General features: G+C 64.8%; 27 protein-coding genes and 2 pseudogenes. 16 read left to right on the top strand and 13 right to left on the bottom strand.

The window, feature by feature from the left end; all coding sequences use genetic code 11:
- The first annotated feature begins 30 nt into the window (after positions 1 to 30).
- The 7 genes and pseudogenes from OG598_RS25010 (at position 31) to OG598_RS24980 (ending at position 6,824) form a co-directional block, all read left to right on the top strand.
- Positions 31 to 585 carry an RNA polymerase sigma factor gene (locus tag OG598_RS25010; RefSeq protein WP_328651334.1) on the top strand — a complete coding sequence of 185 codons (555 nt, stop codon included), beginning with the start codon at positions 31 to 33 and terminating at the stop codon, positions 583 to 585.
- The gene (locus OG598_RS25005; RefSeq protein WP_328651333.1) at positions 585 to 1,595 is read left to right on the top strand and encodes a CU044_5270 family protein; all 1,011 of its coding nucleotides are present in this window, start codon (positions 585 to 587) and stop codon (positions 1,593 to 1,595) included. The genes OG598_RS25010 and OG598_RS25005 overlap by 1 nt, the downstream gene beginning before the upstream one ends.
- Positions 1,596 to 1,814: 219 nt before the next feature.
- Positions 1,815 to 2,918, top strand: a complete 1,104-nt coding sequence (gene ssd, locus OG598_RS25000; RefSeq protein WP_328651332.1) for a septum site-determining protein Ssd — start codon at positions 1,815 to 1,817, stop codon at positions 2,916 to 2,918.
- Positions 2,915 to 3,751 (top strand): annotated as a pseudogene (locus OG598_RS24995) (TadA family conjugal transfer-associated ATPase); the annotation flags it as partial. The gene ssd and the pseudogene OG598_RS24995, both read left to right, overlap by 4 nt.
- A gap of 247 nt (positions 3,752 to 3,998) precedes the next feature.
- Positions 3,999 to 4,286, top strand: coding sequence for a hypothetical protein (locus tag OG598_RS24990; protein WP_328651331.1), 288 nt, complete (start codon positions 3,999 to 4,001; stop codon positions 4,284 to 4,286).
- Between the two features lie 804 nt (positions 4,287 to 5,090).
- A complete protein-coding gene (locus OG598_RS24985) occupies positions 5,091 to 5,480 on the top strand; it encodes a hypothetical protein (RefSeq protein ID WP_328651330.1) in 390 nt (129 codons plus the stop codon).
- Positions 5,481 to 5,798: 318 nt separating this feature from the next.
- Positions 5,799 to 6,824 (top strand): AAA family ATPase, encoded by a 1,026-nt coding sequence (locus OG598_RS24980; protein ID WP_328651329.1) that lies wholly within the window; start codon positions 5,799 to 5,801, stop codon positions 6,822 to 6,824.
- Between the two features lie 610 nt (positions 6,825 to 7,434).
- Here the strand turns inward: OG598_RS24980 and OG598_RS24975 are convergent.
- A complete protein-coding gene (locus OG598_RS24975; protein WP_328651328.1) occupies positions 7,435 to 7,662 on the bottom strand; it encodes a hypothetical protein in 228 nt (75 codons plus the stop codon).
- A 349-nt stretch (positions 7,663 to 8,011) separates the two neighbouring features.
- On the opposite strand from OG598_RS24975, the gene OG598_RS24970 reads away from it, so the two are divergent.
- Positions 8,012 to 8,182 carry a hypothetical protein gene (locus tag OG598_RS24970; protein ID WP_328651327.1) on the top strand — a complete coding sequence of 57 codons (171 nt, stop codon included), beginning with the start codon at positions 8,012 to 8,014 and terminating at the stop codon, positions 8,180 to 8,182.
- Between the two features lie 104 nt (positions 8,183 to 8,286).
- Here OG598_RS24970 and OG598_RS24965 read toward each other — a convergent pair whose 3' ends face one another.
- The 5 genes from OG598_RS24965 to OG598_RS24945 all read right to left on the bottom strand — a co-directional run bounded on the left by OG598_RS24965 (position 8,287) and on the right by OG598_RS24945 (position 12,475).
- The gene (locus OG598_RS24965; RefSeq protein WP_328651326.1) at positions 8,287 to 8,700 is read right to left on the bottom strand and encodes a hypothetical protein; all 414 of its coding nucleotides are present in this window, start codon (positions 8,698 to 8,700) and stop codon (positions 8,287 to 8,289) included.
- Between the two features lie 125 nt (positions 8,701 to 8,825).
- Positions 8,826 to 9,437, bottom strand: a complete 612-nt coding sequence (locus OG598_RS24960) for a hypothetical protein (protein WP_328651325.1) — start codon at positions 9,435 to 9,437, stop codon at positions 8,826 to 8,828.
- 594 nt (positions 9,438 to 10,031) lie between these two features.
- Positions 10,032 to 10,679 carry a hypothetical protein gene (locus tag OG598_RS24955; RefSeq protein ID WP_328651324.1) on the bottom strand — a complete coding sequence of 216 codons (648 nt, stop codon included), beginning with the start codon at positions 10,677 to 10,679 and terminating at the stop codon, positions 10,032 to 10,034.
- A 218-nt stretch (positions 10,680 to 10,897) separates the two neighbouring features.
- Positions 10,898 to 11,686: a hypothetical protein gene (locus OG598_RS24950; RefSeq protein ID WP_328651323.1), complete on the bottom strand. Its 789-nt coding sequence runs from the start codon at positions 11,684 to 11,686 to the stop codon at positions 10,898 to 10,900.
- Positions 11,687 to 11,737: 51 nt separating this feature from the next.
- The gene (locus OG598_RS24945; RefSeq protein WP_328651322.1) at positions 11,738 to 12,475 is read right to left on the bottom strand and encodes a hypothetical protein; all 738 of its coding nucleotides are present in this window, start codon (positions 12,473 to 12,475) and stop codon (positions 11,738 to 11,740) included.
- 352 nt (positions 12,476 to 12,827) lie between these two features.
- Between OG598_RS24945 and OG598_RS24940 the strand changes: the two genes are divergently transcribed.
- The 5 genes from OG598_RS24940 to OG598_RS24920 all read left to right on the top strand — a co-directional run bounded on the left by OG598_RS24940 (position 12,828) and on the right by OG598_RS24920 (position 15,745).
- Positions 12,828 to 13,025 (top strand): hypothetical protein, encoded by a 198-nt coding sequence (locus tag OG598_RS24940; protein WP_328651321.1) that lies wholly within the window; start codon positions 12,828 to 12,830, stop codon positions 13,023 to 13,025.
- Complete coding sequence (locus OG598_RS24935; protein ID WP_328651320.1) at positions 13,022 to 13,237, top strand: hypothetical protein; 216 nt, start codon at positions 13,022 to 13,024, stop codon at positions 13,235 to 13,237. Before OG598_RS24940 ends, OG598_RS24935 begins: the two co-directional genes overlap by 4 nt.
- Positions 13,237 to 13,728, top strand: a complete 492-nt coding sequence (locus OG598_RS24930; protein WP_328651319.1) for a hypothetical protein — start codon at positions 13,237 to 13,239, stop codon at positions 13,726 to 13,728. The genes OG598_RS24935 and OG598_RS24930 overlap by 1 nt, the downstream gene beginning before the upstream one ends.
- A 72-nt stretch (positions 13,729 to 13,800) precedes the next feature.
- The gene (locus tag OG598_RS24925; RefSeq protein WP_328651318.1) at positions 13,801 to 14,304 is read left to right on the top strand and encodes a hypothetical protein; all 504 of its coding nucleotides are present in this window, start codon (positions 13,801 to 13,803) and stop codon (positions 14,302 to 14,304) included.
- A gap of 1,183 nt (positions 14,305 to 15,487) precedes the next feature.
- A complete protein-coding gene (locus OG598_RS24920) occupies positions 15,488 to 15,745 on the top strand; it encodes a hypothetical protein (RefSeq protein WP_328651317.1) in 258 nt (85 codons plus the stop codon).
- An 84-nt stretch (positions 15,746 to 15,829) separates the two neighbouring features.
- Here OG598_RS24920 and OG598_RS24915 read toward each other — a convergent pair whose 3' ends face one another.
- Positions 15,830 to 16,552 carry a hypothetical protein gene (locus OG598_RS24915; protein WP_328651316.1) on the bottom strand — a complete coding sequence of 241 codons (723 nt, stop codon included), beginning with the start codon at positions 16,550 to 16,552 and terminating at the stop codon, positions 15,830 to 15,832.
- A 79-nt stretch (positions 16,553 to 16,631) separates the two neighbouring features.
- Positions 16,632 to 16,850, bottom strand: coding sequence for a helix-turn-helix transcriptional regulator (locus OG598_RS24910; protein ID WP_328651315.1), 219 nt, complete (start codon positions 16,848 to 16,850; stop codon positions 16,632 to 16,634).
- A 529-nt stretch (positions 16,851 to 17,379) separates the two neighbouring features.
- Here OG598_RS24910 and OG598_RS24905 point away from each other — a divergent pair.
- The gene (locus OG598_RS24905; protein ID WP_328655428.1) at positions 17,380 to 17,595 is read left to right on the top strand and encodes a hypothetical protein; all 216 of its coding nucleotides are present in this window, start codon (positions 17,380 to 17,382) and stop codon (positions 17,593 to 17,595) included.
- Here OG598_RS24905 and OG598_RS24900 read toward each other — a convergent pair.
- The 4 genes from OG598_RS24900 to OG598_RS24885 all read right to left on the bottom strand — a co-directional run bounded on the left by OG598_RS24900 (position 17,592) and on the right by OG598_RS24885 (position 19,259).
- Entirely contained in the window at positions 17,592 to 18,275 is a 684-nt protein-coding gene (locus tag OG598_RS24900; protein WP_328651314.1) for a recombinase family protein, read from the bottom strand. The two genes, OG598_RS24905 and OG598_RS24900, sit on opposite strands and share 4 nt — an antisense overlap.
- An 8-nt stretch (positions 18,276 to 18,283) precedes the next feature.
- Positions 18,284 to 18,550, bottom strand: coding sequence for a hypothetical protein (locus tag OG598_RS24895; protein WP_328651313.1), 267 nt, complete (start codon positions 18,548 to 18,550; stop codon positions 18,284 to 18,286).
- 75 nt (positions 18,551 to 18,625) lie between these two features.
- The gene (locus OG598_RS24890) at positions 18,626 to 18,871 is read right to left on the bottom strand and encodes a hypothetical protein (protein ID WP_328651312.1); all 246 of its coding nucleotides are present in this window, start codon (positions 18,869 to 18,871) and stop codon (positions 18,626 to 18,628) included.
- A 94-nt stretch (positions 18,872 to 18,965) separates the two neighbouring features.
- A complete protein-coding gene (locus OG598_RS24885) occupies positions 18,966 to 19,259 on the bottom strand; it encodes a hypothetical protein (RefSeq protein ID WP_328651311.1) in 294 nt (97 codons plus the stop codon).
- Positions 19,260 to 19,383: 124 nt separating this feature from the next.
- On the opposite strand from OG598_RS24885, the gene OG598_RS24880 reads away from it, so the two are divergent.
- A complete protein-coding gene (locus OG598_RS24880) occupies positions 19,384 to 20,055 on the top strand; it encodes a hypothetical protein (protein ID WP_328651310.1) in 672 nt (223 codons plus the stop codon).
- A gap of 2 nt (positions 20,056 to 20,057) precedes the next feature.
- On the opposite strand, the gene OG598_RS24875 is transcribed toward OG598_RS24880, so the two are convergent.
- Complete coding sequence (locus OG598_RS24875; RefSeq protein WP_328655427.1) at positions 20,058 to 21,719, bottom strand: recombinase family protein; 1,662 nt, start codon at positions 21,717 to 21,719, stop codon at positions 20,058 to 20,060.
- Here OG598_RS24875 and OG598_RS24870 point away from each other — a divergent pair.
- A pseudogene (locus tag OG598_RS24870) lies at positions 21,707 to 22,144 on the top strand (ATPase, T2SS/T4P/T4SS family); the annotation flags it as partial. The gene OG598_RS24875 and the pseudogene OG598_RS24870 sit on opposite strands and share 13 nt — an antisense overlap.
- Positions 22,145 to 22,360 lie beyond the last annotated feature (216 nt).

Genomic DNA, 22,360 nt, shown 5'->3' with positions numbered 1-22,360 from the left:
GTGAGAGTCGCCGAGGCAATGGGGGTTCGGGTGGGTCCACCGAAGAAGCGGGACGAGGGCTGGTTCACCAGTCTCTATGCCGCTGAGTATGAGCACATAGTCCGATACGGCCTGCGCCGGCTCGCTGACCGGGATGCCTCGGCGGAGCTTGCCCAGGAGGTCTTCGTCGTCGCCTGGCGTCGCCGCGCCGAGGTGCCGGAGCGCAGCCTGCCCTGGCTGTACGGGGTGGCCCGGCGCCTTCTGGCGAACCAGTGGCGGTCTCGACGCAGCGCACCGGACCTCCTCTCGATCACCGATGTCGACCTCGAGCGACTGGCCGGATCGTCGGGTGCCGACACGAGCGTCGGGGTCGCCGACATCTGGACCGCTCTGGCCAACCTCAACGACCTCGACCAGGAAATCCTCCGGCTGGTCGGCTGGGAGGAGCTGACGGTGTCCGAGGCGGCCAAGGTTCTCGGTTGCACCGGGGCGACCGCCGCGGTGCGCCTGCATCGCGCCCGCCGCCGTCTTGCCGCAGCGATGTCGGACCGGCCCGCGCAGACCCGGCGTAGCCCGGTTTTGGTGACCATTCGAGAGGATCTGTGATGTTCGGAGCAGAACGAACCCGTACTCTTCTCGGCCCGGCCGACCCGGCCCGGAACGCCGCCGTCGGATCACCGCTGGTCTCGGCGCGCGAGCTGATCGACCGCGCCGGCGCTACCGAGACGGTCGCCGGGCGTCGTCGCGCACATCCGACTCGCCGGATGGTCCTGGCGGCCGGGACGCTGGCGGTCGCGGTCGGCGCCGTGGCGGTGCTCCAGCCGTTCGGCGAGGGAGCACCGGAGACTCCGGCCGAGCCGCCAGCGGCAGCGGGGTTGGTGCTCGTGCCGGTCGCGTACCAGTTCGACGAGGATCCGCCGGCCGCCGGCCCGCAGCTGCGCATGCTGGCCGACAAGATCAAAGACGCGGCGTACGACCACCAGAGCGGGCGCTACATGTATCACCACACGAAGCTGTGGGGCGATCCGGTGATGACGTCTGCCGACGGCCGCCACCACGTCGCCTTCGCCAGCGAGACGAAGATCTGGAAAGCCGCCGACGGGACCGGTAACCAGGTCATGACGCAACTAGAGCCGCAGTACCCCGACCAGGAGTCTCGGGACTACTGGCAGCGCGAGAGCATTGGGCGTCCAGCAGCCACCGGCACCCCCGCGCCGAAGGTCATGCCGCTGCCGCCCGAGGAGCTCAGGCCGCCGTCGGCCGACCCGTCCGAGCTGCGGGAGCGGCTGAAGGTCGAGTATGGCGCGGGGGCGGCGAGCAAGTGGGTCGGCACGCTCTACGGGCAGTACGTCGTACCGCGTGAGATCCGAGCGGCGGTCCTGCGGGTCCTCGCCGACGTGCCCGGCTTCCGCTGGCGGGGGCAGGTCACCGACCGCGCCGGCCGGCACGGAGTGGCCGTCACCTTCGACGACCGCGAGCACGACCAGCAATCACTTCTGATCTTCGATCCGAAGACGGGCGAATTGCTCGCCGACGAGCTGTTGACCCTGTCGCCAGTGCGGATGAGCTCGTACAAGGTGATCCTCGATACCGCCTGGGCACATCAGCCCGGCTGACCGCCGACTTGCGGGGCCGCTCCTTCCGGGAGCGGCCCCGCTGTTTTCCCGCAGTGGCAGTAGCTGCGGCGTTGCCCGCGCTCCTAACAGATCAACTGTCTCGGCGGGGGTTTTCCACAGGTCACCAGGTTGTCCACAGGCGACGACATCGCGACGACTCGGGGGGCGGATTCCGAGCACTGTCGACGGCATACCAGAGCCCGACCGCTGGAGGCCGCGATGCCACCCCGTACCACGGTTCCGCCGATCCGCCGGCTCCCGCTGGTCGTCACCGGCGACGACGATCTGCTCGATGATGTGCTCCGGCTCGCCGCCGTCGGCGGCACGGAGGTGGAGCTCGCCCGCGACCCAGCGGCTGCCCGTACCCGGTGGCTTCCCTCGCCCCTGGTGCTGCTCGGCGCCGATCAGGCGCAGGCCTGCCTGCGCGCCCGGTTGCCGCAGCGGCCCCGGCTGGTGCTGCTCGGCCGGGCTGGTCAACTCGACCCCGGCTGGCAGATCGCCGAGCTGATCGGCGCCGAGCATGTCGCCACGCTGCCCGCCGCGGAGCCGTGGCTGGTGGACCGGTTCGCCGAGCATGACCCGGAGCGTCCGCCCGGCGTCGGCGCCCGGGTCGTCGCGGTCCTTGGTGGTCGGGGCGGTGCGGGCGCGAGTGTGCTCGCCGGTGGTCTTGCGGTGACCGCCGCGCGGGCCCGGCTGCGCACCCTCCTGGTCGACGCCGACCCGCTCGGTGGTGGCCTCGACCTTGTGCTGGGCTGGGAGCAGTTGGAGGGCCTGCGCTGGCCGTCGCTCACCAGCGCCGACGGGCGGGTGGACGCCCCGGCGCTGGTGCAGGCCTTGCCCAGCCGAGGTGACCTCGTGGTGCTCTCCTGGGACCGCGGCGAGATGCTGCCGTTGCCGGCGACGGCGATGGCGGCGACCGTCGACGCGGCCCGACGTGGGCGGGACTTCGTGGTGATCGACCTGCCCCGACAGTTGGACGACGCGGCAGTGGTGGCGCTGCAGGCCGCCGATGAGGCGTTCGTCGTCGTGCCGGCCGAGTTGCGCGCCACCGCGGCGGCCACTCGGGTGGTGGCCGCAGCCGCCCCGCACTGCGCTGCGCTCTCGGTGGTGGTGCGCGGGCCTGCGCCCGGGCGGTTGCGGGCGTCCGAGGTGGCTCGCGCGCTGGGCCTCCCCTTGGCCGGCACGTTGCGTCCCGAGCCGGGGCTCTGCCGTGGGCTGGAACGGGGCGAGGCGCCGGCCGCCGGCGGCAAGGGCCCACTGGCCGCGCTCTGCCAACGGATCGTCACCGACCTCACCGGCGTGCCAGCTACGGGTGCGGCATGACCGCCGGGCCGGAGGACGGCACGCTTGCCGCCCGGGTACGGCAGCGGATCGCCGCCGCCACCACCCCGGTCACCGCGGCGGCCATCGTCTCCGCGGTACGGGCCGAGCCCGCCGCCGCGGTGCTCGGTGACACCGCCATGCTGCGGATCGCCGACCGGGTGCGCGACGACCTCGTCGGCGCCGGGCCGTTGGCGCCGCTGCTCGCCGACCCGGAGGTCACCGACGTCCTCGTCAACGGCGCCCGGGTCTGGGTCGACCGCGGGTCGGGGCTGCACCAGGTCGCTGTCCCGTTGGGCTCGGTGGAGGACGTCCGCCGTTTGGCGCAGCGGCTGATCGCCAGTGCGGGCCGGCGGCTGGACGACGGCTCCCCGTACGCGGACGCGCGGCTTCCCGACGGCACCCGACTGCACGCCGTGCTGCCGCCGGTGGCGACCGAAGGTCCCTACCTGTCGCTGCGGACCTTCCGGCACCGGCCGTTCACCCTCGACGAGTTGGTGCGCCAGGGGACCGTGCCGCGACCGCTGGCACCCCTGCTCGCCGCAGTCGTGGCGGCCCGGCTGGCGTACCTGGTGACCGGGGGCACCGGGTCGGGCAAGACCACACTGCTCAACACCCTGCTGCGGATGGTGCCGGCCACCGAACGGATCGTGCTGGTGGAGGACGCCGCCGAGCTGCGTCCAGGGCATCCGCACGTGGTGGGGCTCCAGGCGCGTACCGCCAATGTGGAGGGCACGGGCGTGGTCAGCCTGGCGGACCTGGTCCGACAGGCGTTGCGGATGCGCCCGGACCGGCTGGTGGTCGGGGAGTGCCGGGGCGGTGAGGTGGTGGACCTGACGACATAACACCGTTTCAAACACCGGGAGCGACCTGATGAAACGTGCGAAGCACCAAGCTTGCAACCACCCGAGTACGAGCGCAGCTCGGGAGGCTTGTCGGAAGGCAGGCGGGCCGGGGGGTGGAAGTGTGAAGACGTTGGATCACGGCAACTGTGACCACCCGTCTACCAACACCGCCCGCAAGCGATGCCGCCGAAAGACCTCTCCCCATCTGAAGGCCAGGCGGGGAGTTAAGTACGTCGGGGTGAGCCAGAGCAGAGAACCCGCTGATCTGCCGGTCATACCCGCTGATGGCCTCCCCACGACGTCCTTCCTCCACCTGCCTCTCGCGTCCACGGACGAACTGCTGATCACCTTCTTCGCGCCAAAGCACCAGGGCGATGAGGCAGTGTGGGCCGAGGATGAGCCGGTTGTGCTCGAAGACATCACCGATCCCGACGTACGCGACAAGGTCCGGAGTATCGCGGCAGAGCAAAAGGCCCGATTAGAGCTACGTTTGCTCGCCGCCGGCCAGCACATCACCCAGCGGTGACTGTTAACGACGCCACCGGAACAGTTCCGCCACGGCCTTGATGATGCCGGGCCGGTCCTTAGGCTCGGTACCACGTGTGGCGAGAGCTAGGGCAATGAGTTTCCCCGCGACTGGCACACCGATGACCGCAGCGACGACCCAAGGCCCAGCGCCCATGACCGGCTCAAGATTGGCGATCCACACTTCTTACCCCTCCTCCCTGGTCGGGCGAGGGTGCGTCAACCCAGCCCGGCCAGTGCGTGAACACTGGTCTGGCTGAGTCCGCGTTCCGGCGATCGTGGATCTCAGTACCGAGAAGCACTTGCCTCTCAGGTCTTGCTGATGGTGCTACCTACCACTCGGTATGGGTCTTAACCTGGCCGCTCTGCCGCCGGAGCACAGAGAGCCCTCCTCGTGCCCGGCATTGCGCCGTTTGCTTCCATTGCGGACGCAGGCTGAGGGTTATTGTCTCCCCAGCCATTGCGGCCAGGGTGTTTGGCGACAGGGACAGGATACCCGACCGACGCCATGCACGCGACGACCCCGCATAGAGGCCCTCAGGTCGCCCCAGAGACGCGGACCCCCGGCGGTCCGGGTGTCCGGCGGTGCGGGCACGTGCTCAACGCTCTGTGACGAACTCAGAGCCGACTAGTTGCACGGTGGCGGGTATGATCGATCCGACGCATGCAACCGGTCCGCCGGTCGTCAGTGCTGCGATGGCCTCCCGCCCATGCGAGACAAAAACCGGGAACTCACACCGAGGGGCGAGCCCCGCCCTTGGCCTGTGGGTTCCTCTGCTGTCTCTGGGGCGGAACAGGATCAGACATGGTGATCAATCACAGCCTGTGCGACCACCCGGCCACCCCGGCGGGACGTGCCGCCTGTCGGAAGGCTGGCGGACCAAGGGCTGAAGTTGTCCAGGCGCTAGAACAGCTCCTGACGCCTGAAGACATGACTTCAAAGCAGTGGGGACGCCAACCCGCGCTAAACCTCCTGCGGCAAGAGCGGTGGACGATCCCGCTCGCCGCAGAGGAAATCGGCGTGTCGGAGTGGCATCTGAAGAACGTTGTCTACGGCAGAACCCGACCGATGGAGCAGGTCAAGATCGGCCTGTCCCGGCTGGCTGGACGACCGGTAACGGAGCTGTTCACTGAGGAAGTCCTGGCCAGGCCTTACGACCCGAGCAAGAACCCGTGGAAGCGGGCGCGGTCGTGACCGCCACGCGTCGAAAGTTTGACTTCCGCCCCCGGACCGTCGCTACCTACTGGCCAGAGGCTGAGTGGCCGACCCCCGAGACGTTCGAAGAGGGCTGCCTGCAAGACGCCGTTCGTTCCCGACGTGCCCAGGGTCTACCGCCGGTCATCCAGGATCCGGCCATCGTGGGCAACCTGGCCACCCTCTGGGGGAAAAGGTGAGGGCTCCCGCACTGCCAATGCGAGAGCCCTCAATGAAACGACAAAGGATAAGTGAACCATAATGCCTGATATCGAAGCCGCGCAACCAAAGAGCCGTGGGCAGACTGAGCATCTATCGGTGGAGATCAGCAAGGGCCGATACGTCGAGGTGTGGGGTCTGGAATCCGACGTACCCGCCGCCCTGGAGAATCTGAAGAGCCACAACATCGAACAGAAGTCAGACGCCGAAGCTCAGCGGATTCTCCAGGACTACTGCCGAGAGTTCCGCCGGATGCCATCGCTCGACTCCTTCTTCGGGGAAGACCCAGCGTACGAGTGGGTAGTTCCGGACATGCTGGAGTACGGCGACCGCCTGGTGCTCACCGGAACGGAAGGCGTAGGCAAGTCAACCCTCATCCGGCAGTGGCTGATGCAGATTAGCTGCGGCATCCACCCGTTGACGGGGCAAGATATCGAACCGGTGCCCGTCCTGCTAGTGGACTTGGAGAACGGGAAGGGTCAGCTCCAACGCGAGTTGTCCAAGCTCCAAAAAGCTGCGGGTAATCGATTCGACCCCTCCATGTTCCGCTTGATATCGAAGCCGGAGGGCTGGGACCTGCTCGATGAGGACAACCAGGATCGGATGAGGGGCTTGGTCGAACTTTCCGGAGCAGGGATCGTCGGAATCAGCCCCCTTTACAAGTCTTTCATTGGAGACGAGCGTGACGACGAGTTAGCGAACCGAATCACGGGATTCCTCAATGAACTGCGGGAAACGTGCGCCCTCATCACCGAAGCGCACACACCACACGCTGCTGCTGGCAGCCACAAGCGTCCACAAAGGCCGATTGGGTCGAGTGTGTGGATGCGGTGGCCGGAGTTCGGCTTGTACCTCGGCAACGATGGCACACTGCGGCATTGGCGCGGCGCGCGAGACGCAGACCGAGAGTGGCCCGCGAAACTCAACCAAGGGGGCAAGTGGCCGTGGACCGCGCTGACTCCGGAGCGTAGCGAGAACGTCCACTGGCGCAGGATCAAGAAGCTGTGGGAGGACACGGGCACCAAGCCGTCCGCCCGCGTTGTCGAAGAAAAGCTAGGCATCAAGAAGTCCACGGCAGCCCGTGTCATCAGCGATCACCAGGACGATTGGCCTGCGACGCCATGACCGCGCTGTCCCACGGGTGTCCCACACCCAAAACGACGTTCTCCCTGGTTAAAGGCTTGGGCGGGCTGGGTGTCCCACGCTGTCCCATTTTGATCATGGGACACCCGTGGGACAGTGTATTCTCCCTGGTCAAAGGCCCTGATAGCCGTCCGCGTCCCATGATCAGTGGGACGCCGTGGGACACCCGTGGGACAGTGCGTTTTCCCTGGTCAGATCTGTTGTGGCGCCTACGCCCCCGGTCGTGGGGAGTGTCCCATGATCCAAAACAGCGGAAGGGCGGCAGGCCCTCTGACCAGGGAAAACGTTGGGTTGATCAATGCTGTCCCAATGTCCCCATACATACACACGCCGTGGGACGGGACACCCAACCCCGTCCACCCGGTGATGCATGTCCCGCTCGGAGCCGGGGCGGCACGATCAACTCCTGGAGAAGAACAGGCGCGACTTCGGCTCGCGGTGCTAGAGCGGATCGGAATGGTCCACCAACCCGTCGCCAGCCAGCCCGGGAACCGTCTCCACCCGTCCATAGAGGCCACGGCACCCCGGGTGGTGTGGATCGGTACGGGCGCGGGCCACCGGGTCGTCTCTGCGGCGAACTGAACCGCCTCGGTCAAGAACTCTCCGGGAGACTTTCGGCGTCGAGGTAGACGAACAGGCCATCGATCAGCGGAAGCGTCTCGTTCGAGGCGTACTCGATACCTACTGGTTGGTCGGGCGACACGTTGCCCGAACTTTGCGCCAGGTTCACGAAGCGGATCAGCTCACCCCAGGTGAGTTGATCGTCCAGGTCAAGGGTGACCTTGAGGTTCCGGCCAGTCTTCTCGAAGTCATCAGCCACGCATCGATCCTTCCAGTGCCAGTCCACCAGGCCAAGCGCGCCGTGTGGTCGTCGCGCTGGGCTTGGTCCGAGGGGATAGCTTCGTGCCATGGCTTGGGAGAACGTGGCATCGCTGGGGATTGCCGTCGCGGCGTTCCTGGTGTCGGTGGCCAGCGCCCGTTACTCGAAGGCGTCGGCGGATTCCTCGAAGCGATCGGCAGACGCGGCAGAGCGGCAGGCGGCAGCAGCAGAGGCCGCCGTCCCTCCACCCCCTCCACCTGTCGATTGGACGGTAGTCCGCAGGGGGGAGGCAAGCTTCCTGCTGCGTAACGTGGGCTCGGAGCCCGCGCTAGATGTTGAGGTCGATACCGTGAACGGAAGGCTGTTTCCTGTCGAGCCTGGCTCCCTGGCCGTACCCGAGTTGCCGCCCAACCAGGCGATCGGCTTCTGGATCTTCACAGCCGACCAACTGCCAGACATCTATGAGATTAGGGTGCGGTGGCGGGGCAGTGGCGACTGGACCACGCTGCCGCTGCCGTAAAACTGTGGTCATCACACAGCCGGCTCGGCGCCTACGGCCCGGGTCGGCCAGGCCACCCCTCCGGGGCGTCGCAGCGTCGGGCCGCCAACCCAGGTGCCAGCGCGTCACGCGTGCTGCGGCGGCTCCGCATTTGCGTACCGATCTTCCAGCAGTCGCTCAACCGCGTGAGCGACGTCGAGTACGTTCCCTACGTTCACGCCATAGTTCACGAGGGTCCGGCGGACTTGTTCCAGCTCGTCCTCAAGCTGGCGCGCTCGGACGGTGGCCGCTTCGCGTTGCGCTTCCGTATTGGCAAGCTGCTCAGTGACCAGCTTGACGTTCGTTGTGGTCGAGGGGCGCTCGTCCAGCCGCACGGCGGCAGCGCCGAGTGTGGCGTGCGTCTGCGCGGCAGCCAAGATCTCGCGCCGGCGGCCGCGCTTCAACCAGCCGGACATGGCCCCGGAGCGAGCGAGGTCAACGAGGGTTTCGGCTTGATGTGCATGCCAGTCGGCAGAGACCGCGGGATGAGGATCGGTCATGATCGTCTCCAATCGGAAGTCGGCCGAGTCAAAGACGCGCGGTGTGACGGTGGGGTTCCGGCGATGATCTCAGCGTAGTCGCCTCAACGTCTGGTGCCAGCCTTCGTCGCGGTGCGGCGGCTGGATCATGGAAGGGGCACAGCCTTCCACTCCGGATGGCCCTCCCAGCGCACCCAAAGCTCGTTGGGCTTCGGCGCACCCCAGGCAGGGATCAGAAGAGTCTCGATCGAGGCTTGCGGTGCAATCTCATCGGCCCTCGTTGCACCTCTCACCGCGCACGCAATGCGGGACTGGTCAATCTCGACTTCGCGAGCCGTGTCCGTGCCGATGTTGCGCAGGACGTAGGTGTTCTTGGACCGATGATCGATCCACCAGGCGACGTAGGGGACCTCTGGGGTCAGGGCCTGCTGGATCAAGTCAGTGCGGAGCGGGGAACCGGTCGCAAGCGCCTGCTGCTCGGCCAACTCTAGGGATCTCCTAGCTATGGCAACCTGCTCCTCCGCTGCGGCAGCCTGCCGTACTCCGGCCTGAGCCGAGGCCTTGGACGACCGGGCGGCGTGAATAGCGACTGCCGTTCCTCCCAGCGAGACAGCGAAGGCGGCCCAGGCCGGGGCATCTCCCCAGTCGACACCGGCCCGCGCGCTGAGAATCAACACCCCGGAGGTGAGTGCTAGAGCCGCGCTGACTGTCATCCAAAGGGTCAGTCGCTGGGCGACCCAGTCCAAGATCTTGGTCACCCTCCTATCTTGACGGCCGCCGCCCAGGGCGACCGACCCGCCCGGTCCATCACGCGTCTGGGAAATGTCTTCAGGCGTCCGCAGAGGACATGTGCCGTCGGGCCGGGGTGTGCGTGCGGGACCGGGGTGCCCGGTTGGCTCTGGGGCGAACTGGTGGGCGTCCTTCAGCCATCGGATCGGCGGGGGCCAGGATCCTGAGCAGTCGGTCAAGTACAGCCAGGGCGTCTCGGCGTCTTTCAGGGTCCTTGTGTGTGCTCGCGAAGATTGCAATGCCCAGCACAGTCGCGGTGATCGCCCAGCGTGCAATAGGGATCCTCGCTGCTTCTTCAGTCATGCCCCGGCACGCTACACAGTTGGTCGCCTGACCGGCCGGACGTGTGGCCGTGTCGTTCGTCGCTCCCACGTCTGACCTGGCATTCAGATACCCAACGACAAGGGAAGAGCGACCGATCGGTTGAGGCGAGTGCCAGCGTAAAGGGCAGGAGAAGATACAACGAAATGCGTTTTATGATGTTCGTTAGAACGGCTAGCTGCGCGTTGCAAGGGTAAAAGGATGCCGCCAAGGTCAAGCCCGGTCTGAGTTCCTGGGATCCACTATGTCGCTACGTCGTCTATTTCTGCTTGCCCATCGAGTCGATTCATCCACTCACCAACTTCGTGTGGGTTGCCCCCGGTTCGTTCTTGGATCGCTTCAAGGACTTCCCTTCTTTGTGCGCGGCGGACGCGTCCACGAATTTCGAAGGTCTGGGGGGCGTCGGCTTCATCAAGAATCTTCAGTAGTTCACTGTGAGGCAACCCGCGCCCGAGTACAACGGCGAGCCGCCGCCAAAGGGGCAGAACGGCGTTGGGTAGCAGCGACAGGAGCACATAATGCTGATGAGTGATTACTGCTGGGACTCGGCCTCGCTCTGCCGCTTCGCGGCGATCATCGTCTGCGGATGGAATGGCGTCGAGCAATTCGCGTAGCAACCCGACTTCGTAGGATTTCCGTTTCTCTGCCGCTGCCTCTTCGTCGGCACGTACCTGCCGCCTCGCCTGGTCTTGCGTGACCTTGATTGTGACGAGGATTGCGATCAAGGAAATCACGGCAGCAGAGAAGGCGCCGACGGAGTTGATAATCTCCCACAGATTGGGGTCAGGGTCGGAGACATTGACGATGACAGGTGGCACCGAGTTGGGGGTTGGTGACGGGCCGGTGGTCGGCGGCGTGCTGGGTGGAGCTGGGGTCGGCAAGGTGAACACGTTCACGCATGGTGCCAGCGCCGGGCAACCTCTGGTCGTCCCCACGCCTGGACACCGGGATCGCAGGAGTTCCCGTGTTCCGCACACCGTTGTGTGGCCGGGCCTTTGGCACCACCAGACTGACATCACTCTGGTCCCTCGTTCGGGTCGGAGGGTCAGCAGCCGCAGGGCGTGACGAAGCGTGACGGGCGATGTGGGCAGTCGACGTGCGATTGCTGTTAGAGGTGTGACGTGGCCCGTTGTTCGTAGAGGTTGCGAGCTGTGTGAATCAGCGCAAGCGAAGCATGCGCCCCCGACACCACCCACTGAGTAGGTGCAGTAATGCGGTACATGGAGACGTTGGGTCCCAGTTGTTCGTGTTCTTCTCGGTCGAGCATTGAAATTATCCACGAATCTCCGTGCGTGACCGCACTGCACAACCGCCAGAATAGAGGGGCCAACTCGTGTTCTTTGTCAACTAGCTTCGCGGTGGCGCCTGCATCCTTTAGGATCTCGGTGGTTGACAGCTTCTTTTTGACTTCGACCTCAGGTAGGCGGCATCGGTCGGCGATGCCCAGCAACCGTAGCCGTCGCTGCTCCATTCCTTCTTGTTCCGGCAGGCTTGCCGCCTTCATAAAGGACTGAGCATTCTTGACGCTTGCCATTTCATAGCGAACGAGTCGCATTATTCTGGCCTCGCGTTGGGTGGGTGACAGCATCCAGACCGCCGTAGCGGCGTTCTCGATTGCCGCCCGGATTAGGGTGAGCGGGGAGTACGTGTGGAGCGCGATACTTCCATCTCCCTGACCTGTCATCGCCATGCGTAACGTGTGGAGGTGGTCAATGGCAACACCCATCGAGTGCATGACGGCATGGCTGAGCTGGTGGGGGTCTGTCCTGCGGTCGTCCCCTGCAAGAGAACTGCCAGGCTGGACTGCTGGAGGACGCTGGTCAATCCACTGCTCGGTGACCCGCAGGACTCCAAGTAACTCGTTAACCTGCACTCGCTCTTGTTCGCTGACCGTCACAGCCAGCCACCGTACGCCGTGTCTATCGCCCGCGCTACTCAATAACTGGATCTACTCTTCTACGTCTTTCCGCAGAATCAGGGATTGCCGTCGGTCGCGGCCAAACCTTCGCTGAGGCGGAATGAAGTCCGGAATCTCTTCTACTTCCTCGCGGATCAAGAGTCCGTCGTATTTAGCGCGCTCCTCTTCGCTCGCGTTCCCCCATGCCCTCATGCAGCCGTCTACCAAGACCTCCTCGTCGCTGCCCAGTGTCAGAACGATGCAGAAGACCGAAGCGACTACGCCATGCTCGCTGAGAACTTGATCCAAGAAGTAGCTCATCCCTATCCGCTCGTGGACGAGGATCGCTTCTTCCCCAGGGTCGAGCCGTTTCGGTAGATGGTCGCCCCATGTCGATGCACCGGGCTGCGGCTCGAACGTGAAGCCGTTGTCGGGTGCGAGTTGGCCGCTGTAGTGACAACGGGAAACCGTTACTGCCGAGCGGCCTGTGTTTCTGACGAAGACGGCATTCACCGGCAGCTTCTTAAGCTTCTCTGGTTCGGGTCGTTTACGTCGCTTCCCCTTTATGGGCTTCTGTCCGGGAGCCTGATTGAGGCGTGTGAGCGTTGACTCTCCGCCGACGAACTTCGCCCGCAGGATGCCAAGCTCGTCCACCTCCCCGACGGCAAGCTTCGCTGAGATCTTCGATCCGGTTCGTCGCCAAGAGATCACCTGCCAGGTCAGCGCAGCTATGGCAACGAGAACGCCAATCGCTGCCACCGCCACAGTGATCTTCTGGGCATCAGTCATGCCCGCATGGTAGGGCGGAAGGTCAACGGAGGATAGGCGTTCACCCTGACGGAAACTTGACTGAGAGCCGTGCCCTTCGTTTAGGTGAATGGCTCCTAAATCAAACTCCCCGAACATGCGGCAAAATGGTCCCCGGAACGTTTTCGACGGACCGAAAGGGGCGCGATGGGCGCTCGGGGAAAGCTGCCGGAGTTCCCGGTATCGCTGGATGTCTCGATGTCGGAGGCGCAGCGATATCGACTTGGAAGCCTTGCCGCGAAACGTTCGGATTCCTTGGCGGGAACTGTTCGCTGGCTGGTGGACAAGGAATGGGAAGGACGCACAATTGACGAAGGGTCGAAGAATGCCGCATGTGAGGGCTAACGAAGAGGGGCGTGTAAACGCGCTGGGTCTGTTTCATCGCACGATCAGCGAGGTGGAGGACGCGATCTTGCAGGCGAAGGCTCGGCAGGCGTACCGGTCTGCGGGAGAACCGGCTGAGGAGCGCGCCGATAGCGAGGAGCAAGCCGTGGACCTGGCGAAGCGGTTCCCGGTGATGGGGGCTCAATGAACCTCTACCAGTCGGCGAGCGACCACCTGTCTTCGCTCGTGGACCGCACGGACGAAAGCGAGTTCGGTGGTGTGGCCGGACTGATGCAGCCCTACCCACACGAGCCGACCGCCTCGGAAACCCTACGAGCGATCTACCAGACCGAGACGACTGACCACACAGCGCACGTCGACACCGACCGGCAGGCGCCTTCTTCTCACGGGAGCTACTGATGAACCTCAACGTCACGCGACTCGCTGACATGCGGACAGAAATCGATCGGACGGAGCTTAACGCCGTTGACAGGGAGATCGTGGAACGCGCCTATGCGGCTGCTCGGAAGGAGTGGCGGGTCCGGAGGAAGAAGCAGTACCTGGCTGGCATCGAGACTCGCGATGAGTCTCACGACGAGCTGGTCTACCAGGCACGGAAGCATGCCCCGAAGGAGCTTCGGAAGATCAAGACGGACCTGGAGGAGGGACGCATCACGCCCCAGGAGGCCGAGGGCAAGATGCGGAACTTCGTCGCCGAGCACGGCCGCCTGTCTGACCTCCACCGGTCACTGATCGAGGACGACGACCAACTCGCTGACCTCCGCGCCAAGCCGTTGCATGAGTTTCAGGTCGAGGTAGAGGCGGACCTGAGTGGGCGGTTTGCCGTCATGGCGAACTCCGGCCGCACCTTGGGCGACTACGTCCGCCAAGTTCAGGAACAAGGGAACTGATCACGACCAGGGAGGATCGGGCCGCTCACTCTCTCGCGGCTCGGTCCTCCCCTCGCACGCAGGAGGTGTGGTGTGTCTAAGCGGGAACTGTCGCGCTACCGCAAACAGATTCTTCGGCGGTTGCGGCGGGGCAATAACCCCGAACGCGACCTTCCGATGCTGATGGCGGCTGGGTACAAGCCCGTGTCCGAATGGGACGACGAGGAGCTTTCCAAGGGTAGGCCGCGGAACAGTAGAGGTTCGATTTGTGGTCGGGCGCCTTCATGGTTGACGGGACAGATTGAAGCTGAGGCGTTGCGAAGGCTCAAAGAGGCGACGCTTTCCGCCCTCAAGCCGCGACCGGAAGTCCTGAGCCAAGTACTGCTCGCGTTGGCGACCAACCCGGAAACTCCGGCCGACCTCCTGGCGATGCTCGACGCCGCGCTCACCACGGCGAAGCAGCGAATCGGACCCGAACAAGACCCCCAGCCGCCTGTGCGGCTCAAAGATCCCGACATCCCGCCAGAGCTAGTAGACGACGAGGACCGGATGCCCCAGTACCTCTATGACGCGCACGATGAGGGGAGGGTCTTTTAAGGCCGGTGATGCGGTTTGGTCGGTGCCGACGTGCCGCCGGGCCGCGTTCGCGTATCTGGGGCGACCTGAGGGAACTTCGTGCTGGCCTCGTGTCGCGCTGGCACGGCGTCGTACGGGTCGTTTACGCTGCATGGTACGTAGCAGCGCTGACACACGAGCAACCGCACTCTGTGCGATGGCAAGGCCGGGCCTGCCCGCGAGGGCCGTCCGATGGCGAGTCGCTTGGGAACGACTCGGTTCACCAGTCGATGAACTGGTCGAGCTGAACCGTGCCCTAGGCAGACGTCTCTCGACCAGATGAGTGAGAGGCGAGATCGTGGGGCTCGTAGAACCGGGGCTCTGGGTGGCGCTCCCTGGCGCTATTGCTGTTGTTTCCTCGCTGGCGTTCCGTCTGGTCCGCGGGAAGATCCGTGCTGACCGAGACCGAGCGTTGGTAGAGATGGCTCTCCGCGACAGCGCGCCCAGCGATCGCCGCGACATCCTTGAAGGGCTAGCAGAGCTGCGTCCGCTGAATGCCCAGGCCCTTCATGTCGAAGAGCCGGGTAGCGACCTCGTGCCCGTGATGCCGGAGAGGCAGCGCAGGAGAGGACGGCGCTAACTGTGGCGGCGTGTGGTCGCCACCGCCCGACACACCGGCATGCGCGGGAGGCCGTCCTCGCCGTGGTGGCACTCCCTTGCGTTGGTCCGCTACGCTCGCGACAAGTGTCCGTCCCTGGTGGACGGCGTCTGGCCCGCCCCCGAATCAGCATCTCCTCAGTGCCGACGACCGACGAGATGCGACCCCAAAAGACTCTGCTGAAACTGATGAGGGCCAGAGAAACACCTGGGATTCTGCGCAGTCGGCGCGGGGCCTCAGCCTTTGGCCTGTCGTGGCCGAGCTGAGTCCTGCGTGCCTCGCTCGGTCTGAAGCGAGGAGAAGCGATCGTGGGGCTCGCAAACCTTGAGCCGGCTCTCGCCGCAAGTTCGTGGGTAGCGGCTGCCATCGTCGGTGTGCCTGTCGCGGGAAAGATCATTATTACCGCTATGGCCCTGCGGGGTGCTGACCCCAGAGACCGGCCCGCCATCATCAGGGCGGTAGCGGAGCTCTACCGGTGGCGACGCTGATTGTCTCGACTTGAGGAATTCCTCGCGTAGTAGGTGGGTTGGCTCCAAACAGGAGTTCCACCTACGAACGGAGGCCACCTTGGCACGCTTCGAGATCAACCAAAACGCCCTTAACCGGATCGGGCGACAGGCGGTCGACAACTTCAACAACGAGATGCAGCCGGTGCTTGACTCGGTCTTCGAAGAGTACGGCGGACAACTCGTTGATGTCGTGAAGGAGGCCCTGGCTACGCGGTGGCGTGCAGCCGGCGGCGAGCCCCTCGGTGAGCCCCGTCTGAGCGAGTGGGCATCCGTGATCAGCCAGGGCCAGCGGCTGGTGCTTCGCAACGCCGGCTGATCAGTCGACGGACGTTTGCGGTAGGCGGGTGTGGTGACGGTCAGTGACCATGCCCCGCCACCGATGCTCGGGTGAAGGCGCTGATTACCGCTTCCAGCCGTACCTACGCAGCTGCCGATCTACCAACCACCGACCGTACGCCCTAATGCCCTCGTTCTTTCTGACGCGTGCGCCCTGCTCGCGAATGAGAGGACGTAGATCGCGCCTGGTGTGCAGGTCATGGTCGATGCCATGAACGAGAAGACCGCTCGTGTGGTTGGTCCACTTGTTCATCGTGTCCCGGACGCCTTCAACTGCCTTGACCAGCTCAACCAGGCCCTTGGGAGCTATCGACGAGCCCTCGTACATCGCGAGATCAAGGGGATACGGTGGATCTTTGTAGCGCTTGCCGTCGGTGTCCCTATACGTAAGGTTGACCGTGTATTGCATGGGTAGTTCCTTGCTCTCCGCCCTCCTGTTGTAGTTGTCGAACATGACACTGATCTTCCTACCTGGCGCGATCATCGGTATCTCATCCCGGAACACGGGAGAGTCGTTGATTGCACTACCTCTGCCGGTAGATGATTCGAGCTCTTTATCGAAGGTGATCCGAACGTCGCGGGCGATGGTTGAACCGATGTTCTGAATCGATAGGTAGACATAGATGTTCTGAAACTCAAAGTCCACGATGACGTAAGGGCGAGTCTGCTCGCGATGGACTCTCTGGGCGTGCCGTAGTTGCCGCCAGGCCAAGAATCCGCCAACAAGGATGGCGAGGTAGCTGCCGATGGCGGCGTAATCCGTGGCATCCAACTCTGGCAGTTTCAAGGATCCCTCCCCCGAGCTACCTCTTGCCGCAGAATCGGGCTGACCGTGCACGACCCTGGGGTTGCGTTACCGGCTGCGCTCAGGCTGGGGCTTCGTCCTCGTCGATGGGCCGAGGCTGGCGGTACTGCTTGATCCACGCCTCGACGTCCTCGGCCAACCAGACCTTCGTGCCCCGCAGCTCCTGGTACGGCTTCGGGAAGGTGGGGTACCGGGCGAGCTGCTGGAACCGCTGCCGCGAGACGCCCAGGCGCTCCGCGATCTCATACGGCCCCATGAGCTGACCTGGCCCTCGGTCCATAGCCCGAACGTAAGGCGACTCGCCCTTTCCTTTCGGCTATTGCCAGTTGACTAATCCGACCGTGGCGACGACCGTGGGTGCATGACCCGACGTGTCACTTTTGCGGAGCATCTGACGGCAGTAGCCATGACCCTGGCCCGGAGGCACAAGCCGGTGTGGTCGTGGATCAAGTGGCGGACCGTCTGCAAGTGCGGGAACGAACTGCCGTGTCGGGCCAGACACAAGATCCCGATCAACCGGGGTCACTGGCCAGGTGAGAGCTGATGACCGCGCACGGGCCGGTCGTCCCGCTGTGGCTGTGCGAAATCTGCCAGCGCCCCTGGCCCTGTGCCACACGCCGCGTTGAGCTGCTTGATGAGTACGCCGCTTCGCCGGTAGCCCTCCGGATCTACATGAGGTCGCACCTGGTGGCAGCAACGCAGGACATGTCCTGGGCTCCGGAGGGTGCCTTGCGTCGCCGGTTCCTCGGGTGGTTGGCGTGAAGGCCGGCGACCTGCTGATCATTGACCGAGCGGCCAGCGTGCAGTTCATGCGCCCCATCAAGTTCCGGGTCATCCGCCAGCTCGACTGGATCACCTACGACGGGTGGGTGTGGCTCGACGGATACGAGATCAACGACCGGGGCGACGCCGTCGCTCGACGGTCGATCTTCGTCATGAAGGCCGGGCTGCGATCCGCCCCGGCACCCGTGGTGGTTGGGCAACCGGGGCGGAAAAGGGCTCCCAGCCGTCGCGTGACGGCCTAAGCCGTACCGGCGGGTGCCGGTGGCCGGGTCCGCGCATTGGGGTCGCCTCCGGACCGACCGAGAACGCCTCGGACCGTTGAGCTGTGCCACCGGTCGCCACCGTGCGCGGTCGGCACCCGATCGGCGTTGAGCTGGTCAGCGATGGCCCGGAGCGTGTGGTCCTTGGAGCGCAGTCGACGGATGCGCCGGATTACGGGCTTGGGGACGAGGATGGGTCGCCCCAGCTTGACGCCGGACTCCTTCGCTTCCGCGAGGGCTTCCACGGTCCGCTGACTGATGATCTCGCGCTCCCACTCGGCAACGCTCATGACGATGTTGGCCACTAAACGACCGTTGACTGTAGACGTGTCGATGCCGAGATCCAGCGCCACGACGGACCATCGTTGTTTCTTCGCCAGGCGTAGCACCTGGGCAAAGTCCGCCACCGACCGCGACAGCCGATTGAGCTTGGCGATCACCAGGCCGTCTGCCTGCCCGGCCGCGAGTTGGGCCAGAGCCCACGTCAGACCCTCCCGGCGGGTGTGAGCACCAGTAGCGCCATCGTCGGCAGGCGCCCACACCAGGTGCCAGTCGTTCGCAGTGGCAGCGTTGCGGATGGCCGTGCGCTGCGCCTCGATGCCATACGCCGGATCGTCCGGGCGCTTGCGGTTCTTCTTGGACCGCCGGACGTAGGCGACCATCGTCCGCATCAGTCGCCCAGGGTGTCAGTACGGATCAGGCCGTGATCCTCGGTCCCGTCGTGCTTGTCCTTGCCGCAGGCGATGCACGGGGGAGTGACCTTCCCTAGGAGCAGCGCCGCTTTGGCGTGGGACTGGCCGATGCGAGCGAGCAACGCCCGTGCCTGGACGAAGTCGTTGTGCGCCAGGCGATCCCTCGCCGCCTCGTGCGCCCGGTCAACCTGCACCTTGAATCGATCGAACGCGGCCAGCATGTCGGGCTCTTGTTGGGTGGTCATTGGTCCACTTCCTTCCGAATGGATCAAGGCCCCGGACGCGGAGAGGTAAACTCCGGCCGGGGCCTTTCGCGCGGGTTATTTGGCGGCTTGCTCAGCAGCCTTCGTGTGGTTGGCCCGGCACGCAGCTCGGCCCTTGAGGTCGCGGGGGTGTCCACACTCCGCGTGGTTCAAGCGGCCGTTCTCAGCGACCGTCGGTGCGAAATCCGGCTTAGCCGCGGTGGCCCTCTTGGCCGGGGTCTTGCGGGTGGCAGCTTCGGTGGCCTTCGCGGTGATGGTCTTGGCGGGGGTCGGCTCCGTCATGGTGTCCTCCGTGGTCGTCACGCTCCGTAGTGGAGCGAAGCCAACGTAAGACGACTCCCGGCCAGTCCCTAATACCCTTCCCAACTGCCGGAGACTTGGCCTCCAACTACCGGGATCACGCCGCCACCCACACGCTGGGTAGGGAGCCGGTGAGGTTGCGCATGACTTTCCGTCCACGGGGGGTGTCGATCAGCGCGTCATTCAACCAGTACGAAAAAGAGGTGGAGGAACCGTCAATGCGGCGGAAGGTGTCGCCCTTGAAGGTGAACGTGTCGTGTGGTTGCGCTGCACCACCTGACCGCTTGAATTCCTTAGGTGCGCCATCCTCAGTGGTCACGACCAACCGTAGTCCACGGTTCTTCAAGCAGAAGTACAGCGGACGGCCCTCGAACATCGACTCATCAATCATGACTCCCGACCCTAGACACCATCAGACCCCCCGATACGAAACGTTTGTGACGCAGCTCACGCCTGCCAAACCATGGGCTGTCGCGTGATCAGGGGGTGTCGCATCGAGGTCCTACCCTGGCCGGGTGCTTGCTGCTGAGGCTCCGAAGATCACCGACTGGATGCAGGCGTGGGGGAGCCTGGCTGGTCTGGTGATGTCCACGGCTGCCGTGATCTTCACGGGCCTGCTGTTCCGTCATGAGATCCGGGTGCGACGCGAGGAGCAGCGAGACGGTGAAGCTGCTCAAGCTCGGTTGATTGTCTGCGGCGTTGCAGAACTGGATGTCCGGGGCGATGAGGTCCGCGGTGCCTTTTGGTATGTGGCAAACCACAGCTCAGCCCCCATTTTCGACTTAAAGGCGTGGATCGTCGCTAACTATGCGGCGACCGGAGTCATCTTTGAGGGTGACGAGGAGCTACAAACCCTTCACGTTCTCGAGCCGGGGCAGACGCATCGCGGGAGGTTGAATTTTCTAGATACATACTCGGCGGAGACGGTGGGTCTCGACCATGTGGCCTGCGCCGCAGAATTCTATGATGGTTTTGGACTTCAATGGAGAAGGGAAGGAGGGCTGCCCCCTGAGCGAATAGTCGAGTTTGATGACAAGGAGCAGAGTTTACTTAGTCTGACCTGGTCGTATCTCTGGGTTTTGTCTGACCCTTTCAAATTGCTCTGGGGTAAGGTTCTCGCCATGAAGAGTGCGGCCAGTCTTCATATGCAACTTGCGGTGCTCAAGCGAGCGAAGCGCCGAAGGTAGGCTTACGCCCACCACTGCACGTCGACCCGCTGGCCAAGTACCTGCCGGCGGTGTAGGTCCAGCCGCTGACTGAACGCCCCCGGGTCTTCGTCTCGGGTCGGGGTCAGGTTGGTTGCCACACCTGCCGGGTGCCGGGACACGTCGATGCGCTCGATGACCGAGCCGATGATGGTGCGCTTCCAGGTGTTGTCCTTGTCGTTCCACACCTTGCGCAGCTCGGTGCCGGACGGCAGGCGGGTGTGGACACGCGCACGGGTCGTCTTGGCGAGCGCTGCCCGGTCGGCGTCTACCTGCTTTATGATCTTGGATCGGCGTCGGCGGTATTCGATCTTCGTGATCTCTTCTGCGTCGTACTCGTCCTCGACCCGTTCAAGTAAGCGTTCTCCGTCACCGATCGACTTGCGCAAGGCTTGTTCGGCCTCGTCGATGTCGTCGGCCTGCGCAGACATGGCGGTACGCAGCTCGGGAGAGTCAGCGGCATGAAACACCTGCTCAAAGATGTATCTCTCCAAGTGCGCCATCTCGATCCTCATGCTGCCGCAGCCGCCGGTAGCCAACTGGTTGCAGACGAACGACACCCGGCGTACCCGCGTACCGCGCACAACTCGGGTGCTGGTCATCGACACCATGACTCGTCCGCAGGGCTTGCCATCACGACAGTCGGCCTGATCCTCCTTCGGGTGGTCGCACTCGTCGTGTCGCACTCCGGCGCAAAACACCAGGCCCGACAGGGAGTACTTCCTGGCGTTGCCGTTGTTGAACCCTCGTAGCTTTCGCTCGGGTGCGGCGAGCAGAGTGCAGACCCGCTCCCAGTCCTCGCGGTCAACGATCGCCTTCCACGTCGCCTCGTAGAGCTGCCCGTCGAGTTCCCGGTAGCCAGCGATCGTGGGGGAGGTGACCACCCGTTTCAAGGTCCGGGGGTGCCAGGCCGACTCCTCGTCGGCCTTGACGCGTCTGCCTCTGTCGTCCCGAACAAACCCGCCGGACTCAGTCCGAGCGTATTGCTTCCAGCCCGTGCGCCGGCCCTGACGATTCCAGTCGGTACAGATGCCGTACAGCGACTCGCCAGCCAGCAGACGATCGATCGCGTCCTTCACCCAGGCGGCATGTTCGGGGTGTGGGCGGAGATCGACCACACGCTCCCGGCCTTTGACTACCTCCTTGATCGCCAGGAAGCCGAACGGTTGCGTACCGCCGTGCCACTCGCCGTTCTCTGCCCGCTGTTGCGCAGCTCGGGACACCCGCTCCGATATCTCCTCCGCTTCCTCCGCGTCGCGTCGGGCGTCATCACGGGCACGGCTACGACCCCTGGCGGTGGTGTAGTCGATGTCGCCAGCCTTGACCGTGGAGATAGGAATCTTGCGTTCCTTGAAGAGCGGGATCAGCCGCTCGTGTTCCATCGGACGACGGGTGAGGCGCGAGGTCGAGTAGGACAAGATCGCGTTGAACTCGCCTGCCTCAACGCGCCGGATCATGTCCTCGAAGCCGGGACGTGGTTTGGTTGAACGGGTGGACGCGCTGATGTCGTTGTCTACAAACACTTCCAGCACATCCCAGCCGAGCCGCTGGGCGAGGGCCTCACAGTCCTGCCGCTGACGGGCTACGCCCAGCTCACGGCCTTCCTTGTCTCGGCTGATTCGGCAGTAGATGGCGGCGCGTTTCATCTCCACGGCCGGATCGTACGCCGGGGTTTGAAACAATGTCACTGGCACTGCTGGCCGCGCTCAACACCGGCCATGACGGGGGTGCCGGCACCCTGCACGCCAACACGCCGTCGGACGTGCCGGCCCGGTTGGAGGCCCTGGGCATGTTGGGTGGGCTGCCTCGCGCCGCGCTGCACGCCCAGGTGGCCGCCGCGTTGCAGGTGCTGTTCCAGGTGCGACGCAGCGACCGGGGTCGCGTCCTGGAGTCGGTCTGCCTGCTGCTGCCCGAGGGGCCCGAACGGATGGTGACAGTGGTGCCCGCCTGGGTGCGCGGCACCGGGCTCGGTCTCGCCGCCCGTGCTCTCGGGGCGCTGCTGCGGGAGCGTGGGGTGGCGGTGCCGCCCATCCTCAGCGAGCCCTGGCCCGGATCGGCGGGTCCGGCATGACCGCCGAGACGATGCTGGTGGCGGCGCTGCTCCTGGTCGCTGCTGCCCTGGTGGCGTGGCCCGTACAAAGCATTCGGACCCGCCGACGTCGCGTGCTGGCACCGGGACGGAGGGCCGGCGGCGTCGATCCGGATGACGCCCTGGTGCAGTGGATCAGGGAACTCGGTCGCACGCCGGACGGGCCAGCCGACGGCACTGGCGCCGCCCCGACCTTGG

This window comes from Micromonospora sp. NBC_00330 (assembly GCF_036136635.1).
GTDB classification, from domain to species: domain Bacteria; phylum Actinomycetota; class Actinomycetes; order Mycobacteriales; family Micromonosporaceae; genus Micromonospora; species Micromonospora salmantinae.
This window is presented reverse-complemented; position numbering and strand designations above follow the sequence as displayed.

Coding starts and splice junctions, on each gene's coding strand:
- OG598_RS24895 (WP_328651313.1), bottom strand. CDS start 18,550: ATGACCACCCAACAAGAGCCCGACATGCTGGCCGCGTTCGATCGATTC.
- OG598_RS24930 (WP_328651319.1), top strand. CDS start 13,237: ATGAACCTCAACGTCACGCGACTCGCTGACATGCGGACAGAAATCGAT.
- OG598_RS24965 (WP_328651326.1), bottom strand. CDS start 8,700: ATGACCGATCCTCATCCCGCGGTCTCTGCCGACTGGCATGCACATCAA.
- OG598_RS24885 (WP_328651311.1), bottom strand. CDS start 19,259: ATGATTGATGAGTCGATGTTCGAGGGCCGTCCGCTGTACTTCTGCTTG.
- OG598_RS25005 (WP_328651333.1), top strand. CDS start 585: ATGTTCGGAGCAGAACGAACCCGTACTCTTCTCGGCCCGGCCGACCCG.
- OG598_RS24910 (WP_328651315.1), bottom strand. CDS start 16,850: ATGGACCGAGGGCCAGGTCAGCTCATGGGGCCGTATGAGATCGCGGAG.
- OG598_RS24945 (WP_328651322.1), bottom strand. CDS start 12,475: ATGACTGATGCCCAGAAGATCACTGTGGCGGTGGCAGCGATTGGCGTT.
- OG598_RS24985 (WP_328651330.1), top strand. CDS start 5,091: ATGGTGATCAATCACAGCCTGTGCGACCACCCGGCCACCCCGGCGGGA.
- OG598_RS24905 (WP_328655428.1), top strand. CDS start 17,380: ATGCGCCCCATCAAGTTCCGGGTCATCCGCCAGCTCGACTGGATCACC.
- ssd (WP_328651332.1), top strand. CDS start 1,815: ATGCCACCCCGTACCACGGTTCCGCCGATCCGCCGGCTCCCGCTGGTC.
- OG598_RS24935 (WP_328651320.1), top strand. CDS start 13,022: ATGAACCTCTACCAGTCGGCGAGCGACCACCTGTCTTCGCTCGTGGAC.
- OG598_RS24875 (WP_328655427.1), bottom strand. CDS start 21,719: ATGAAACGCGCCGCCATCTACTGCCGAATCAGCCGAGACAAGGAAGGC.
- OG598_RS24900 (WP_328651314.1), bottom strand. CDS start 18,275: ATGGTCGCCTACGTCCGGCGGTCCAAGAAGAACCGCAAGCGCCCGGAC.